Here is a 16,485-nt window from a genome sequence, read left to right on the forward strand (position 1 = left end):
TCCACTGGAAATGCTTGCGCGCCTGAGCGTGCTCCGGAACGGCCACTTCGGCCGGCCCCGTTGAGCAAGCAGCGCAGCCCAAAATGAATAAGGAAACTCCCCTGTGAGTGAATTGCACACGCACCAGCTTCTGACCGATGAGTCCGGCACGGAGACCATCGAGCCCGAAGAAACAATTATCTCGGACGAAAAGCCGCACGAGATTGCCGAAAAGACCTTCGCCGACTTCAACGTCCGCGCGGATATCGTGGAGTCGCTGGCCGACGCCGGCATCACCCACCCGTTCCCGATCCAGGCCATGACGCTGCCGGTGGCACTGGCGGGGCATGACATCATCGGCCAGGCCAAGACCGGTACGGGCAAAACCCTCGGCTTCGGCATCCCGGCGCTGCAGCGCGTCGTCGGCCGTGACGACGCCGGCTTCGACAAGCTGGCCGTGCCGGGCGCCCCGCAGGCCCTGGTGATTGTGCCCACCCGCGAACTCGCCGTCCAGGTGGCCAAGGACCTCGAGAACGCCGCCAAGAAGCGCAACGCCCGCATCGCCACCATTTACGGTGGCCGCGCCTATGAGCCGCAGGTCGAGGCGCTGAAGAACGGCGTCGAAGTTGTTGTCGGCACCCCCGGCCGCCTGATCGATCTCTACAAGCAGAAGCACCTGAGCCTGAAGAACGTCAAGATCGTCATCCTCGACGAGGCCGACGAAATGCTGGATCTCGGGTTCCTGCCGGACGTCGAGACCCTGATCGCCGGTACCCCCGCGGTCCGCCAGACGCTCCTGTTCTCGGCCACCATGCCCGGCCCGGTCATCGCCATGGCCCGCCGCTACATGACCCAGCCGACCCACATCCGCGCCGCGGACCCGGACGACGAAGGCCTGACCAAGCGCGACATCCGCCAGTTGATCTACCGTGCCCACAGCATGGACAAGGTGGAAGTGGTAGCCCGCATCCTGCAGGCCCGCGGACGCGGCCGTACCATCATCTTCACCAAGACCAAGCGCACCGCAGCGAAGGTGGCCGAGGAACTGGTGGACCGCGGTTTCGCCGCCGCCGCCATCCACGGCGACCTCGGCCAGGGCGCCCGCGAACAGGCGCTGCGCGCCTTCCGCAACAACAAGGTGGACGTCCTCGTCGCCACCGACGTCGCCGCCCGCGGCATCGACGTCGACGACGTCACGCACGTGATCAACTACCAGTGCGTCGAGGACGAGAAAATCTACCTGCACCGCGTCGGCCGCACCGGCCGCGCGGGCAACAAGGGTACCGCTGTGACCTTCGTTGACTGGGATGACATGCCGCGCTGGGGGCTCATCAACAAGGCCCTGGGCCTGAGCTACCCCGAGCCCGTGGAGACCTATTCCTCCTCGCCGCACCTGTTCGAGGAACTCGACATCCCTGCGGGCACCAAGGGCCGGCTCCCCCGCGACAAGCGAGTGCTCGCCGGCGTCGACGCGGAGGTCCTCGAGGACCTCGGCGAGACCGGCAAGAAGAACTCGCGCGGCAGCGCAAAGGACGGCGCCCGAGAAGGCAGCCGTACGGGCAGCCGTGACGGCGCCCGCGAGAGCAGCCGCACCGGCGGCCGTGAGGGTGCACGTGAAGGCAGCCGCACCGGCGGCCGCGACTCGCGCCGCAGCGGCGCCGAAGCCGGCGGACGGTCCGGCGACCGCCGTCGCCGTCCCGCCGAGGCCGATACCGTGTCCACCGCCAGCGGACAGGGCCCGGAAACTGCTGCCGCCGCAACGGCGAAGGCCCCCACCGAGGTGGACCGGGCAACCCGTGCCCGGCGCCGGACCCGCACCCGCCGTCGCAACGGCGAGGTAGTGGCCGGCGGCGACGCACAGCCGAGCGGCGCCGAGGCCTAATCCCCTCCATGACTGACACCGTCTGGGCGCCGGACGGCAGCAACCTGGTGGTTCACGCGGATAACGCGGAATACCTCCCCACGCTGCCGGACGGCGCCTTCACACTGATTTACGTGGACCCGCCCTTCAACACCGGCAGGGTCCAGCGGCGCCAGGAAACCAAGATGGTGCTCAACGCCGGCGGCGAGGGTGACCGCGTCGGGTTCAAGGGCCGGTCCTACGACACCATCAAGGGTGCGCTGCATAAGTACGACGACGCGTTCAGCGACTACTGGTCCTTCCTCGAGCCCCGGCTCGTGGAGGCCTGGCGGCTCCTGGCCGACGACGGCACGCTGTACCTGCACCTGGACTACCGCGAGGTGCACTACGCGAAGGTCATGCTGGACGCGATCTTCGGCCGGGAATGCTTCCTGAACGAGATCATCTGGGCGTACGACTACGGTGCGCGGGCCAAGTACCGCTGGCCCACCAAGCACGACAACATCCTTGTCTACGTCAAGAACCCGGCGAAGTACCACTTCGACAGCGCCGAGGTGGACCGTGAGCCGTACATGGCGCCCGGACTTGTCACCCCCGCCAAGCGCGAGCTCGGCAAGCTTCCCACGGACGTGTGGTGGCACACGATCGTTTCGCCGACCGGCAAGGAGAAGACCGGCTACCCGACGCAGAAACCGGAGGGACTCATCCGCCGCGTGGTTGCGGCCTCAAGCCGGCCCGGCGACTGGTGCCTGGACTTCTTCGCCGGTTCCGGCACGCTCGGATCCGTGGCCGCGAAACTCGACCGCAGGTTCGTGTGCGTGGACCAGAACCAGCCGGCCATCGACGTCATGGCCAAGCGCCTGGCCGCGAAGGCGCAGTTCACGTCGTTCCCGACGGCCTGACCCCGCCGCCCGGCCTGACCCGCCACTTCGCCCGTTGCGCTATCACTTGTGGCGGCTATTCCGGCGGCTAGGGGCCGCAAAGTGATAGCGCAACGCGGGGTCGCGGGCCTTCAGCGGACCACGGACGAGCCAGTGCCCAGTTCCTCGATCCGGGCAAAGACTTCCGCGGAGGTCAGGTTCTCCCCCAGCAGGTTGGGCTTGCCTGTGCCGTGATAATCGGAAGACCCCGTGACCAGCAGGCCGTATTTTTCGGCGATGCGGCGCAGGAACTTACGGCCTTCCTCCGGATTGTCCCGGTGGTAGATTTCCAGGCCGGCCAGCCCGGCGTCGATCATCTCCCGGTAGGTCTCCTCCCCCACGATCCGCCCGCGGGCAGAGGCGACGGGGTGGGCGAACACCGGGACGCCGCCTGCTGCACGGACGAGTTCGACGGCGAGCGCCGGCTCCGGCGCGTAGTGCTGGACCCAGTAGCGCGATCGTGAGGTGAGGATGGAACCGAAGGCCTCGGCCCGGTCCTCCACCACGCCGGCGGCGACGAGCGCGTCGGCAATGTGCGGGCGGCCCAGGGTGGCGCCGGGCGCGACGTGATGGATCACGTCGTCCCATGTCAGCGGGTAGTCCTCGGACAAAAGGGTGACCATCCGCTGTGCCCTCGTGTGCCGGGCATCCTTTGACTTCGTGATTTCCTCAAGCAGTCCCGGATGCCCGGGGTCGTGGAGGTAGCTGAGCAAGTGGACGCTGATGCCTTCCGCCGTGCGGCACGAGATCTCCATGCCCGGGACCAGGGCGACCCCGGTTTTCCGGGCAGCGGCGGCGGCCTCGGCCCACCCTGCAGTGGAATCGTGATCGGTCAGGGCGATGACATCGAGGCCGGCAGCGGCTGCGGACTCCATGACGTCAGCCGGCGCCTGGGTGCCGTCGGAAACGTTGGAGTGCGCATGCAGGTCAATCCTCACCTCACCAGCCTAGTAGATGGCCGGATCCAAAGCCCCGCCTCCTTCGTGTCAGGGCCCCGCAGCCGCCCTGCAGCGCGAGCGCGCCGTTGGCCTAAGCCGCGGCGCTGGTGAGACTATGGGACGGTGAACGATGCAGATAACACCCTAGTCTCCGCTTCCGAGCCCCTCGAAGAGCGCGTCAACAACCGCTCGCAGCGGCCCACCTCCGACGCTTTCAAGGCCTTCATGGCCAGCAACTGGGCGCCGGCCACGCAACAGCTCCCCGAACGGGACGCCGTCGCGGGCCACGCCGCAGCCCGGCGCCGCTCCATCTCGGGCCAGTTCAAAGGTGAACGCCTGGTCATCCCCGCCGGCCCGCTGAAGGTCCGCTCGAACGACTGCGACTACCGCTTCCGGCCGCACTCGGCCTTCGCGCACCTCACCGGCCTCGGCCTGGACCACGAACCGGATGCGGTCCTGATCCTGGAACCGGTGGCGGAGGGCGCGGGCGACGACGGCGGAAACCACCACGCCACCCTGTACTTCCGCCCACTGGCCGGCCGCGACACCGAGCAGTTCTACGCTGATTCGCGCTCCGGGGAGTTCTGGATCGGCGCACGCCCGACCCTGGCCGAGTTCCAGGCGAAGCTCGGACTGGCCACCGCGGACATAGCCGAACTCGAACTCGCCATTACCAAGAACGTCGGTGCGCCCGAAATCGGCGGGATCTCCATCCGGCTGGTCCGCAAGGTTGACGACAACATCGACGCCCTCGTGGACACAGCCCGCTACAACACGGCCAAGGACCCGGACAACCTTGACCTGAGCGTGCTCGACGCCCTGGACGAAAAGCTCACCGAGGCCCTCTCGGAACTGCGCCTCCTCAAGGACGAGTGGGAAATCGAACAGATGAAGACCGCCGTCGCCGCCACCGTGGCAGGCTTCACGGAGGTCGTGAAGGCTCTTCCCCGGGCGCTGACCCACCACCGCGGCGAGCGCGTGGTGGAAGGGGCGTTCTTCGCCCGGGCCCGCGAGGAAGGCAACGAGCTCGGCTACGACACCATTGCCGCTTCCGGCAACAACGCCACCGTGCTGCACTGGACGCGGAACACCGGCAAGGTCAATGCCGGTGAACTGCTGCTGCTGGACGCCGGCGTCGAGGCCGACTCCCTGTACACGGCCGACGTCACCCGCACGCTGCCGGCCAACGGCAAGTTCTCCGAGATCCAGCGCAAGGTCTACGAGGCAGTGCTCGACGCCGCCGACGCCGGCTTTGCCGCTGCCCAGCCGGGTACCAAGTTCCGGGACATCCACACCGCAGCCACCACCGTCCTGGCGGAACGGCTCGCCGAATGGGGCCTCCTGCCCGTCTCCGTGGAGGAAGCCGTCAGCACCGAGGGCCAGCAGCACCGCCGGTGGATGCCGCACGGCACCAGCCACCACCTCGGCCTCGACGTCCACGACTGCGCCCAGGCGAAGCGGGAACTCTACCTCGACGGCGTGCTCACGCCCGGAATGGTGTTCACGATCGAACCCGGCCTGTACTTCAAGAGTGAAGACATCGGGATCCCCGAGGAATATCGCGGCATCGGCGTCCGGATCGAGGACGACGTCCTCATGACGGCCGGCGGCCCCGTCAACCTCAGCGCTGCACTGCCGCGCAAGGCGGACGACGTCGAGTCCTGGATGGCGGGCATCTACCTGGAGGTGGACGGCCAGACGCCGTAAATCAAAAAGGCGTAGCTCCGAAAAAGGCTTAGACCAGAAAAGGGGAGGGTCCCGGAAATCCGGGACCCTCCCCTTTTAGTGCCGTCTGGAATCAGTGCTGCTGGCCATCCTGGCCCGGGGCGGGCTTGTCGCTGTCCGTGACCCTGACCCCGTACTGCGGGCGGCCGTCCGGAAGGTCCGGATAGGTCACACCCGAGACCCGGCCAGCGGGCCGGGCTGTCTCCTCCGTGGCCGGTGCCGTCTGGGCCGGGCCTGCGGCATCCTCCTGCTGTGGCACACCGCCCTGATACTGTCCGGCTGGCTCGCCGCCGGTCTCCGGCGTCCTCTGGCCGTACGGATCGTTCCAGCCTGCGGGACGCTGGGGCGCATGGCCCTGCTGCCCGGACTGCTGCGGGCTGGGCTGCTGCGGTTCCTGGTGACGGTAGTCGTGCTGCGCGTAGCCGCCGGCCGTTGCACCTGACGCGTCATGCGGCGTCATGGGCAGCTGGTGGAGCAGGCGCCGCGCTTCGCCGGCGGCCTCGAAGGAGACCACGACGTCGTAGTTGGTCGCCACCACCTGGCTCGTTGAGGTGAAGTCACGCTTGCCTCGCTGCATGGCGTAGGTGACGATGCCGAACAGCATGAAGAACGCGGCACCCATCAGCACGGACGTCACAATCGAGAAATAGCCGGGGGTCGTGGAGAAGAAGGACAGCATGACGCCGACGAACAGGCCGAACCACATGCCGCTGAGGGCGCCGGACAGGGCGACGCGGGGGTAGGTCAGCCTGCCAGTCACCCGCTCCACCATCTTCAGTTCGTTGCCCACGATCGACACCATCTGCACGGGGAACTGCTGGTCAGCCAGATAGTCCACCGCCTTCTGGGCATCCAGGTAGGAGTTGTAGGAACCGACGACGTCGCCTCTCGGGACGGCTCGGGCCTCGTCCGAACCGTTGGGGGCACCGGCCCTGGGACCAAAAATGTTTGACATAAGCCCATTCTCACCTATCCGGCTGGTGTGCGGCTGGAAATTCAGCTAAAAGAGAGCAGACTCGGTAGCCTGTAGGAGTGAGCACGAATCTTTCGCGAGTGTTTGTCGCGCGCCTCCTCGGACTGGACGTTTTCGACCCATTGGGCGACCGCCTGGGCCGGCTGCGCGACGTCGTGGTGCTCTCCCGCGGAACCAGGGGCGCCCCGCACGTGGTGGGCATCGTCGTCGAGGTCCCCGGCAAGAAGCGCGTGTTCGTCCCAATGACCCGGATTACGTCCATCGACCAAACCCAGATCATCTGCACCGGTCTGGTCAATCTGCGCCGCTTCGAACAGCGCGGCGCGGAAACCCTCGTGGTGGCGGAAATGTTCGACCGCAGGGTGACCCTCGCGGACGGCAGCGGCGATGCGACCATCGAGGACATCGCCATGGACCGGCATCGCTCCGGCGACTGGTTCGTCAGCAAGCTCTTCGTCCGCCGCGGCCACTCCCTCTCGCCGCTGAGCCGGCTGCGCCGCAACGAAACCATGATCATCGACTGGGCCGATGCACTGCAGGGCGCCAAGACCGAGCCGCAGGCCGCCACCCAGTTCGTGGCCACGCACGAGGACCTCAAGCCGGCCGACTTCGCCGAAGCCCTGCAGGAAATGAGCGACAAGCGCCGCTTCGAGGTTGCCAGCGAACTCCAGGACGAGCGGCTCGCGGACGTCCTGCAGGAGATGCCGGAAGGTGACCAGGTGGAGATCCTCTCCGCCCTGGACGTCAACCGCGCCGCGGACGTCCTCGAGGAAATGGACCCCGACGACGCCGCGGACCTCCTTGCCGAGCTCCCGAGCGCGCAGGCCGAGGAACTCCTGCAGCTGATGGAACCCGAGGGCGCTGAGGACGTCCGCCGCCTGCTCGAATACGACGAGGACACCGCCGGCGGGCTCATGACGCCCGTGCCGGTGATCCTGCCCCCGGAAGCAACGGTCGCCGAGGCACTCGCGCACGTCCGCCGGGAGGAGCTCTCCCCCGCTCTTGCGTCCTCAATCTTCGTCGCCAGGCCACCGCTGGAGACCCCGACGGGACGTTTCCTCGGCGTCGTCCATATCCAGCAGCTCCTGCGCTTTCCGCCGCCGGAACCGCTGGGGAACCTGGTGGACAAGAACCTGGAACCGGTCTCCGACCAGGCCCACATCAGCGAGGTCGCCCGCACGCTGGCAACGTACAACCTCAACTCACTCCCCGTTGTCAACGAGGACGGACGGCTTGTGGGGGCGGTGACTGTTGACGACGTGCTTGATCATCTGTTGCCGGACGACTGGCGCGCCCACGATGACGACGCCCCGATAAGGAAGCTTGGAGGCCGCATTGGCTGATCCCACAGCACCACGGACCTCCAATGTCCGTCCTGGCAACAGGACAACCGGCGGCCTCGACACGCCCCTGAGCGGCCGGCAGCGGATCCTGCCCAATTTCCGTCCCGACCCGGACGCCTTCGGCCATGCCACGGAAGGGTTCGCCCGTTTCATGGGCACGCCCCAGTTCCTGATGTACATGACCGTGTTCTGCCTCTTCTGGCTGGGCTGGAACACGTGGGCTCCGGAGGAATGGCAGTTCGACTCACGGGCACTCGGCTTCACGCTGCTGACCCTCATGCTGTCCCTGCAGGCCTCCTACGCCGCCCCGCTGCTGCTGCTCGCGCAGAACCGCCAGGACGACCGGGACAAGGTCTCGCTCCAGCAGGACCGCCAGCGGGCCGAACGCAACCTCTCCGACACCGAATACCTGACCCGGGAACTTGCCTCCCTGCGCATCGCGCTGCGCGAGGTCGCCACCCGCGACTACGTCCGCGCCGAGCTGCGCAGCCTGCTGGAGGACATGCTGGAGGCCCAGGAGGAACTGCGCAACCACGATCCTTCCGCCGGCGTCCACGAGACCCCGCGGGATAAGGTCAAGGAGAAGATGAAGGAGCGGCGCGACAAGCAGCGGAGCCCCCGGACCCAGCAGATCCCGCGCGTTAAGGCGGGCGGCAAGCGGGATGAACCGGCGAAGGAGCCTGCCGGGGACAAACCGGGGAACCCTTCCGAGGCCAAGCGGGAGAAGCCGCCGCAGGGCAAGCCGGAGAACCTTTCGGAGGCCATTTCCGACCCCGTCCGCCAGCCCGCACACCGCACCATCCCCGAAAGCTGAGCATCGCCCGCATGAGCACCCCGCTGGAGCGCACGTCCCTGGACCAGGCCGTGCACGGCGCACTCGCCACCGTGATCGACCCTGAACTCCGCCGCCCCATCACCGAGCTCGGCATGGTGGAGTCCGTGGAGATCACCGACGGCGGCCGCGTGCGGATCGTGGTACTTCTGACCATCGCGGGCTGCCCGTTACGCGGCACCATCTCAGCCGACACCGAGGCGGCCCTGTCCGCCGTCCCGGGCGTCACCGGCGTCGAGGTGGACTTGAAAGTCATGACGCAGGAGCAGCGCGACGCGCTCAAGGAGCGGCTGCGCGGCGCCGGCGGCCAGCGCGGCATCCCGTTCAACGCGCCCGGCTCGCTGACCCGGGTGTACGCAGTCGCAAGCGGCAAGGGCGGCGTGGGCAAGTCTTCGGTGACAGTCAACCTGGCGTGCGCCTTGGCTGCCCAGGGCCTCCGTGTCGGGATCGTGGACGCGGATGTCTACGGCTTCTCCGTTCCGGGACTGATGGGCATCACGCAGGCCCCCACGCGGGTGGACGATATGATCCTGCCGCCGGTTGCCTACGGGGTCAAGGTGATCTCCATCGGCATGTTCGTCACCGGGAACCAGCCCGTGGCTTGGCGCGGCCCGATGCTGCACCGGGCGCTCGAGCAATTCCTCACGGACGTCTACTTCGGCGACCTCGACGCCCTCTTCCTGGACCTGCCCCCGGGCACCGGTGACATCGCGATCTCCGTCGCCCAACTGCTGCCCAAGGCACAGATCCTCGTCGTGACCACGCCGCAGGCGGCCGCCGCGGATGTTGCCGAGCGGGCCGGCGCGATCGCGACCCAGACGGGCCAGACCGTGGCCGGCGTCGTGGAAAACATGTCATACCTCGAAATGCCCGACGGCGGCAGGATGGAACTGTTCGGCAGCGGCGGCGGCGCCGTGCTCGCCGAGCGCCTCTCGGCCACCGTAGGTGAGGACGTGCCCCTGCTGGGCCAGATTCCCCTCGAAGTCCTGCTGCGTGAAGGAGGGGATTCCGGGGTGCCGCTGGTGCTGGGCCGTCCGGAGACGCCTGCGGCCGTGGCTCTGACGGGAATCGCCGGCAAGCTGGCGTCCGTTCCCCGCGGACTCAAGGGTATGCCGCTGGGCCTGCAGCCCCGCTGACGGCGCCCGCTGGAGGCTGCTGCCGCCGGGCCCCGGAGTCGGGGCCGGACCCCGCCATCAGGGCACAGGCGCCGCTGGGGGTCTTAGGTCGCCTCTGAGTCGAAGGGTGCCGGTTCGCCCTCGGGCAGCCGCTCGATAACCCGCGCCGGACGGCGCTCTGCGACCGCCGTCGCGGCGGCGGCCGCGGACACCGTGGTGGGGGCTCCCGTGCTCACCGGCTTGGTGTCGTCGTCCAGGAGCGCTTCCTTGATGATCCGGCGGGGATCGTACTGCCGGGGATCGTACTTCTTCCAGTCGACCTCATCGATGTCGATGCCGACTTCTTCTTTGATCTGTTCCCGCGCACCGGACGCCATCCGGCGCACTTCCTTGACGATATTGGCAAGTTTCTGGGTGTATTCGGGCAGCCGGCTGGGACCAATCACCAGAAGGCCGATGATCAGCAGAAGTAAGAACTCCGGTCCATTGATTCCAAGCACTTTAGGAAGATTACCCTCTCGTTCGGGCTGGCGACGACTTCGCGAAGGCCGAATGCCGACCATGTCCGGCCCGTCCCTGCCTCACGGGGCCAGGTGCTCCAGGATTCGGCTCAGTCCACGCTCGATCCGCTCCGGAATTCCGTTCCGTGATGCCTGCACCGCAGTGCCGCTGCTGACCCGGGTGAGCGCGGCGACGCCGTCGTCGGCCTGCTCGGCCGGCAGGTCCGAAATGTACGTGTACGTGGCCGCGGAGGTCTGGTAGATGGCCCGGTAGGGCGGGGCAGGGTTGACCCAAAGGGTGCCATTTCCGGTTTCGGGTACGCCCGACGGCGTGCCGGCCTTGGCCGGGGTGAAGCCGTCCGCCACGGCGGCGTGTCCGGTCAGCACGTTAATGGGTGAAACTTCGCCCCGGGCGGGTGCGGGCGCCGTACCCGGGCCCCGGGTCGCAGCGTGCTGTTCGAGGACCGTGGCATAGTGCCGGCCGTCCGTGAGGCGAAGCTCCAGGACCTCGTTGCCGGCGATGGCGCCGGCGCGGGCCCAGATGAGGTGGAATCCGAGGTCATGCAGCTCCGGACATGTCCATCCCTGCGAGCGGAACGCGGCAAGCTGCACGGTGCTCAGCGTCCCGCCGGGGGTGAAGTCGGGCTCACCGCCCAGGCCGAACGCAACACGGGGCTCGGTTCCCTCTGCCCCGGGGACGCCAGGGCTGCCCGATCCGCCGGCGTCGAACAGCTCCCCCGCACCGAGCGATTCACGGCTGGCGGGCAGCCCGGCGATGTCCGGGTTCGCGAGGGCGGAAGCCCCCGCGCCGTCGGCGGGGACTGCGTCGTCGCCTCCCATGACGTACGCGGTTCCGGTCATGAGGGCCAAGGCGGCGACGGCTCCTCCGACTGCCAGCACTGGCAGGCGGGAGCCGCGGCGGCGTTCGCCCTGTGAGCGGGGGGCGGCGCTACCGGCTGCCGTTCCGGCGGTCGCTGCCCGCTCCGGCACGGAGTATTCTGCGGGGAACTGCCCTGAGGGCCACCGAGGGGCGCCGCCCTGTTCCGTCGCCGCCGTGTCCGCGGGGTCTGTCCGTTCCGCGTCTGCCCGTTCCGGCGCTGCCCGTTCCAGGGCCGTCTGTTCCGCGTCTGTCCGTTCCGGCTCCGCTGGGGCTTTCCGTTCTGCCGCCGCGCGTTCCGCGGCCAACTGCCCGGTCCGGGCCAGGAGCCGCGCGGTCAGGTCCTCGCTGGCCTCGGGCACGGCGGCGCCGCGGAGCTTCTCGAGGTACTGGCGCTCGCGCTGTTGCCGGGCACGGCATTCGGCGCACGATTCCACATGATCATGGCGGCCGGCGGCCCATTTCGTAGCGCCGATCCTGGCACGGCCGGTCCTGCCCCAGAACCCGCAGCCAGAGCCTCCCAGTAAACGTCTCAGCAAACCCATTGACAGGTTCAGAGGAGGCCGGCGATGCGCGGCATCTTGAGCCGCGGCTTGAGGGACTGCTTGGCCGTCTGCGCCGGACGCGGGTCGCGGTGCGCGAGCTTTTCACGCAGCATGGTCCGGCCGCGGTGAATCCGGGACCGGACGGTCCCGAGTTTGATGTCCAGCGCGGCGGCGACCTCGTCGTAGGACAACCCCTCGAGGTCGCACAGCACGACGGCGGCGCGGAAGTCCGGCGGAAGTTCCTCGAGCGCCGCCTGAACATCGACGTCGAGGTTGTTGAATTCGAAGCTTTGCTCCGGCCCGGGCTCCCGGCCCGGCAGCCGCGACTCGGCGTCATCGGCCAGGGCGTCAAAGCGGATCCTGCTCTTGCGCCGCGCCTGGTCCAGGAACAGGTTGGTGGTGATCCGGTGCAGCCAGCCGTCCAGCGTGCCCGGCTTGAAGTTCTCCAGCGAACGGAAGACGCGGACAAACACCTCCTGGGTGAGGTCCTCGGCGTCGTACTTGTTTCCGGTCAGCCGGTACGCAAGGCGGTAGACCTTGGCGGAGTGGTTCGTCACCACTTCCTCCCAGGTCGGCCGGACCCATTCGGCGTCCGCCGCGGTCCGTGACTGGCCGGTTGAATCAGTTGCCTCAGTTGCCGGGACAGGTGCCAGAATCGACATCGTCCGCTCCCCTCATGGATGGTACCTACGCCTGAATTGTGCCTGCTCGCACAGGTTCCTGCACCCTTCATTCGACGCCGATCACCACGCGGATGAGCGGATACCCATCATTTCAAAATAAGCTGGGAATTTCCTGATCCATCGCGGTCTTCCGCCGAAGGCAGAACTGCTCCCCTCCTGCCGGGGCCACGGTGCTGGCGCCTCCCTGTCCCGTCCCGCCGGACACAGTACGCTGTAGTGAACACTCCCCTGCCGCCCAGAAAGCGATATCCCATGAGCGCCGATAAGTCCACGAGCTGGTCCTACGCAGAAGATCTGCCTGCCGAGGATGAGGTCCTGTTGCACGCGCGCGAACGGTCTTTCGAGCTTGGCGTGACCCCGATCGGTCCCGGCGTGGGCGCCGTGCTGACTGTGCTGGCGGCGGCGTCCAAGGCACAGACCGCGGTGGAGATCGGCACCGGCGCGGGAGTGTCCGGCGTGTGCATCCTGCGCGGGCTGGGCCCGCAGGCTGTCCTGACCACCATCGACGTCGACGTCGAACACCTCAAGGCCGCCCGCGAAGCGTTCCAGGAAGCAGGCAGCCCCGCCAACCGCACCCGCACCATTTCGGGCCGGGCCGGCGATGTCCTGCCCCGCCTTACGGACGGGGCCTACGACCTTGTGTTCATCGACGCCGACAAACCGAGCTACCCCAGTTACGTGGAACAGGCCGTGCGGCTGCTCAAGTCCGGCGGCCTGCTGATCGTCAACGATGCCCTCGACAAGGACCGCGTCGCGAATCCGGCCGCCCGGGAAGCCACCACGGTGGTGCTGCGCCAGATCGGCAAGTCCATCCGCGACGACGACCGCCTTGCCTCCGCGATGCTGCCCACCGGCGACGGCCTGCTGATCGCCGTCAAGAAGTAGCAGCCCAAGAAACAGCAGCCAAAGAGTCGCCGCCACGACGCAGAGGTCAAGCGCAGACAGAAAAGGGCGGGGTCCGCAGCCTGTTGGCCGGGACCCCGCCCTTTTGCGAAGCTCTTGGCGTGACGCTATTCGGTGACGCCGACGAGGCATTCCTTGAGGTTTGTCGCCTCAGCGGCATTGAGTTCGACTACAAGCCGCCCCCCGCCTTCGAGCGGAACACGCATGATCAGGCTTCGTCCCTCTTTCGTCACTTCCATTGGGCCGTCGCCGGTGCGTGGTTTCATTGCCGCCATAAGGAATATCCCCTCCATTAGTCCCTGACATACCAGCCCGGCCGGGCTGCGTCCGCTTGGCCAATCAAGCCGCCCGGCAGCCCTCCAGGCCGCCGTGACAGGCAAACTCACAAATAGATCGCTTCCGAATACTCAGTCTGCTTTTATTCAGTGTGCTTCTGTCCTTGCTTACCCTCTATTATCGCGTAACAATGCGCACGTAGCTAATCGTTGGACTTTCCAGCGCGTCCCGCCACGCCGGTCCGGCACCGCGAAATGGTGCTGTGCGTCACGGCGGATAGTCCCCTCCGCCCGGCAGCTGCGCCCACGCCCACAGCCACACAATCCACACGATCTGCAACAGCACGAACATGACCACCACGGCACCGCGGTAGGCGCGGGAACGCGAGAGAAGGGCGGCGCTGAGGGCGAGCGGGAACAGCGGCAGCAGCATCCTGAACGTGCTGGTCTGGGGGTGCAGGAAGACCAGCAGGTACCCCATGTAGCAGCAGCACCAGAGCCTCAGTTCAGTGCCAAGGGCGGCCACGGGCCGGGACATCATCAACAGGGTGAACGCGGCAACGAACACGAAGGGTGCCAGCACGCCGAGCGTCGGCCCGAACAGCATGATGCCGGCGTCGAACCACGGCTTGAACGGCACCAGGTCATCGCCGCGCCATGCGGTTTCGGTCTTGGTGTAGGCGCCCGGATCGCCGGTCGCGGCCCAGGCGATGGCCGGCCACAGCAGCGCGCCAATGCCGCTGACGGCGGTGAGGCCGGCCAGGGACCAGAGCTCCGGGTTGCTGGGGACGGCAACGCCGTCCGGGCGCTGCGTTGTGAGACCCTGCGCAGTGGGGCCCTGCGTGGCGAAGCCCTGCGCAGTGAGGCGTGGCGCCGCGAGGCGCTGCCAGAAGCGGTAGAGCAACAACAGCCCCAGCATCACGGCAAATGGAACCCCGGTTGGCCGGGAAAGGCACATCAGGACCACGACGGGCATGGCCCACAGGTACCGGCGCTCCATGACGAGCAGCAGCGCGGCGCCTAGCAGCAGCAGGTTGAGGGATTCGGCGTAAGGCACCTGCAGGACCGGCGCCACCGGGAAAGTCGCCAGGAACACGGTCCCCCAGAGCGCTGAGCGGTGCGTGGCCCGGTGCCGGAAAATCCTGTACGCCACGAGGGCTGCGCCTATCCCGGAGACCAGGGCAATGGCCGTCAGCGACCACGCCGGACCCGTGCCTGTGAGCCCGGAAACCACCCGGCCCAGCACGGGAAACAGGGGGTAGAAGGCCCACGTGTTCTCCTGGACGGTGCCGGCGTCGTCGGTCGGCAGAAGCGCCGGATACCCTGCCTGGAGCGCTTCGGCATACCAGCGGGCGTCCCAGATATTGATGAAGTTCCAATAGTCGGGCTTGGCGGGAAACCACGGATTCACGCCCTGGTGCAGGGCGGCAGCCATGAAGATGCAGGCGCTCACCAGCCGGGCGGCGATGTACAGGCCGGCGACCTGCACCCACCACGGCCACCGCGCCATACGGGCGCCCGCGGCCGCGATGCGGCTCCACAGCGCCGCGTTCAATCCCTGCGGTTTCAGGGCCTCAGGCTCGGCGACAGTCTCCGGGTCTTCCACGTGGCTCACGGACGCTCTTCGGTCGGCGGACGGAGGCGTTCCAGTTCCTCCCCGAGGGCCTCGATCTTCTGGTCCTTGGCGATGATCTGGTCCCGCAGATCATCGAGGACCTGATCCACCTGGTCCATCCGGTACCCGCGGAGTCCGACGGCGAAGCGCAGACGGTCGATATCCGCCGCGGCCGCGCGCTCGGGGAGCAGCACCGGCGGCAGGGATGCGACCGGCTCATCGAAACCGTCGTCAAAGGACTCGCCGGCACCGCCGTCCCGGTGTCGGCGGAAGATTTTCGGCGCCAGGCCGGTGCCCAGGAGGACGGCGACGCCGATCAGCACAATCGCCAGGAAGACCAGGAAGAGACTCACTAGACCATCGTGCCAGACGCCGGCGGCCGGACGGGTCAGCCCCGCGTTCCTTAGCCGTTTCCCTTGGTGCTCACGGTGCCGCCGCCGTTGGTGGAGCCGCTGTTCGGGTTCCGGTGTCGGGCGGCGCCCTCCACGACCAGCTCGACGGCCAGCGCGGGGTCATCCACCACCTGCACGAGGTCCAGGTCTTCGGCCGAAACCATCCCCTCCGCGACCAGTGTGTCCCGGACCCACGCGAGCATAGGGCTCCAGAAAGCCGTTCCCAGCAGCACGATCGGGAAGGACGTGACCTTGCGGGTTTGGACCAGGACCATGGCTTCGAAGAGCTCATCCAGGGTGCCGAGGCCGCCGGGGAGCACGATGAAGCCCTGGGCATACTTGACGAACATGGTCTTGCGGGCGAAGAAGTACCGGAAGTTGATGCCCAGGTCCACCCACTGGTTCATGCCCTGCTCGAAGGGCAGTTCGATCCCGAGTCCCACGGAGACGCCATTGCCCTGCACGGCGCCCTTGTTCGCGGCCTCCATCGACCCGGGTCCGCCGCCCGTGATCACGGCCAGTCCGGCCTCGGCCAGCCGGCGTCCGACCTCGACGCCGAGCTCGTAGTTCCGGCTCCCCGGCACGGTGCGGGCGGAGCCGAAGACGCTGACCGCCGGGCCGAGATCGGCCAAGGCGCCGAATCCTTCCACGAACTCACTCTGGATCCGCAGGACGCGCCAGGGGTCGGTGTGGATGAACTGGCCCGGTCCCTTGGTGTCCAGCAAGGTCTGATCGGACATCGTGACCTTCGCGGCCTTGCGGCGCAGCTCAAGCGGGCCCTTGTGGCGGATACCGTTGGGCGCCGGGGTGGTGCGGGCCTCGCGGGCCGGCTTTCCGGCGGGCTGCTGTTCTGCGTTTTGCTTGGGGCCGTGCTGCGGATCGGTACTCATGCCCATAGGCTAGCGCGGAACTCGGCCGACGCCGCGTCGGCGCGTCGACGCGGGAGCGGCAGCAGGCGGCGGCCGGGGACCGGGGCGGGAGGCCGCAGGGAGGCCGGCGGACGCCCCGC

At 67.9% G+C, this 16,485-nt stretch carries 16 protein-coding genes; 7 read left to right on the plus strand and 9 right to left on the minus strand.

The annotated features are described in order from the left end of the window. The first annotated feature begins 103 nt into the window (after positions 1 to 103). Positions 104 to 1,861 (plus strand): DEAD/DEAH box helicase, encoded by a 1,758-nt coding sequence (locus AC1D2F_RS06530; RefSeq protein ID WP_476966424.1) that lies wholly within the window; start codon positions 104 to 106, stop codon positions 1,859 to 1,861. A gap of 8 nt (positions 1,862 to 1,869) precedes the next feature. Further along, complete coding sequence (locus AC1D2F_RS06535; RefSeq protein ID WP_229994994.1) at positions 1,870 to 2,742, plus strand: DNA-methyltransferase; 873 nt, start codon at positions 1,870 to 1,872, stop codon at positions 2,740 to 2,742. A gap of 110 nt (positions 2,743 to 2,852) precedes the next feature. On the opposite strand, the gene AC1D2F_RS06540 is transcribed toward AC1D2F_RS06535, so the two are convergent. Continuing rightward, positions 2,853 to 3,698: a PHP domain-containing protein gene (locus tag AC1D2F_RS06540; protein WP_476966425.1), complete on the minus strand. Its 846-nt coding sequence runs from the start codon at positions 3,696 to 3,698 to the stop codon at positions 2,853 to 2,855. Positions 3,699 to 3,821: 123 nt separating this feature from the next. Here AC1D2F_RS06540 and AC1D2F_RS06545 point away from each other — a divergent pair, with 123 nt between their 5' ends. Next, a complete protein-coding gene (locus AC1D2F_RS06545) occupies positions 3,822 to 5,405 on the plus strand; it encodes an aminopeptidase P family protein (RefSeq protein WP_476966426.1) in 1,584 nt (527 codons plus the stop codon). 91 nt (positions 5,406 to 5,496) lie between these two features. On the opposite strand, the gene AC1D2F_RS06550 is transcribed toward AC1D2F_RS06545, so the two are convergent. Then, complete coding sequence (locus AC1D2F_RS06550) at positions 5,497 to 6,378, minus strand: YflT domain-containing protein (protein WP_476966427.1); 882 nt, start codon at positions 6,376 to 6,378, stop codon at positions 5,497 to 5,499. 77 nt (positions 6,379 to 6,455) lie between these two features. On the opposite strand from AC1D2F_RS06550, the gene AC1D2F_RS06555 reads away from it, so the two are divergent. From AC1D2F_RS06555 to AC1D2F_RS06565, 3 genes are read left to right on the plus strand one after another with little or no spacing between them, the layout of a single operon-like run. Continuing rightward, positions 6,456 to 7,739, plus strand: coding sequence for a magnesium transporter MgtE N-terminal domain-containing protein (locus tag AC1D2F_RS06555; RefSeq protein WP_229994998.1), 1,284 nt, complete (start codon positions 6,456 to 6,458; stop codon positions 7,737 to 7,739). Continuing rightward, entirely contained in the window at positions 7,720 to 8,553 is an 834-nt protein-coding gene (locus AC1D2F_RS06560) for a DUF1003 domain-containing protein (RefSeq protein ID WP_414645490.1), read from the plus strand. Before AC1D2F_RS06555 ends, AC1D2F_RS06560 begins: the two co-directional genes overlap by 20 nt. 11 nt (positions 8,554 to 8,564) lie before the next feature. Beyond that, positions 8,565 to 9,707 (plus strand): Mrp/NBP35 family ATP-binding protein, encoded by a 1,143-nt coding sequence (locus AC1D2F_RS06565; RefSeq protein ID WP_476966428.1) that lies wholly within the window; start codon positions 8,565 to 8,567, stop codon positions 9,705 to 9,707. An 83-nt stretch (positions 9,708 to 9,790) separates the two neighbouring features. Here AC1D2F_RS06565 and AC1D2F_RS06570 read toward each other — a convergent pair whose 3' ends face one another. The 3 genes from AC1D2F_RS06570 to sigE form a co-directional block, all read right to left on the minus strand. Beyond that, positions 9,791 to 10,186: a twin-arginine translocase TatA/TatE family subunit gene (locus AC1D2F_RS06570; RefSeq protein WP_476966429.1), complete on the minus strand. Its 396-nt coding sequence runs from the start codon at positions 10,184 to 10,186 to the stop codon at positions 9,791 to 9,793. Between the two features lie 81 nt (positions 10,187 to 10,267). Further along, positions 10,268 to 11,500 (minus strand): hypothetical protein, encoded by a 1,233-nt coding sequence (locus AC1D2F_RS06575; RefSeq protein ID WP_476966430.1) that lies wholly within the window; start codon positions 11,498 to 11,500, stop codon positions 10,268 to 10,270. A gap of 116 nt (positions 11,501 to 11,616) precedes the next feature. Next, positions 11,617 to 12,270 (minus strand): RNA polymerase sigma factor SigE, encoded by a 654-nt coding sequence (gene sigE, locus AC1D2F_RS06580; RefSeq protein WP_476966431.1) that lies wholly within the window; start codon positions 12,268 to 12,270, stop codon positions 11,617 to 11,619. Between the two features lie 273 nt (positions 12,271 to 12,543). On the opposite strand from sigE, the gene AC1D2F_RS06585 reads away from it, so the two are divergent. Then, positions 12,544 to 13,176 carry an O-methyltransferase gene (locus AC1D2F_RS06585; protein ID WP_229995003.1) on the plus strand — a complete coding sequence of 211 codons (633 nt, stop codon included), beginning with the start codon at positions 12,544 to 12,546 and terminating at the stop codon, positions 13,174 to 13,176. 125 nt (positions 13,177 to 13,301) lie between these two features. Here the strand turns inward: AC1D2F_RS06585 and AC1D2F_RS06590 are convergent, their stop codons facing one another. The 4 genes from AC1D2F_RS06590 to AC1D2F_RS06605 form a co-directional block, all read right to left on the minus strand. Continuing rightward, positions 13,302 to 13,469 carry a DUF3117 domain-containing protein gene (locus AC1D2F_RS06590; RefSeq protein ID WP_079550332.1) on the minus strand — a complete coding sequence of 56 codons (168 nt, stop codon included), beginning with the start codon at positions 13,467 to 13,469 and terminating at the stop codon, positions 13,302 to 13,304. A gap of 268 nt (positions 13,470 to 13,737) precedes the next feature. Beyond that, positions 13,738 to 14,979: a hypothetical protein gene (locus AC1D2F_RS06595; protein ID WP_229995015.1), complete on the minus strand. Its 1,242-nt coding sequence runs from the start codon at positions 14,977 to 14,979 to the stop codon at positions 13,738 to 13,740. A gap of 101 nt (positions 14,980 to 15,080) precedes the next feature. After that, positions 15,081 to 15,437 carry a DivIVA domain-containing protein gene (locus AC1D2F_RS06600; protein ID WP_364745725.1) on the minus strand — a complete coding sequence of 119 codons (357 nt, stop codon included), beginning with the start codon at positions 15,435 to 15,437 and terminating at the stop codon, positions 15,081 to 15,083. 50 nt (positions 15,438 to 15,487) lie between these two features. Next, entirely contained in the window at positions 15,488 to 16,372 is an 885-nt protein-coding gene (locus tag AC1D2F_RS06605; RefSeq protein ID WP_229995005.1) for an LOG family protein, read from the minus strand. Between the last annotated feature and the right edge of the window lie 113 nt (positions 16,373 to 16,485).

This window comes from Arthrobacter sp. P1_B3 (assembly GCF_056406615.1).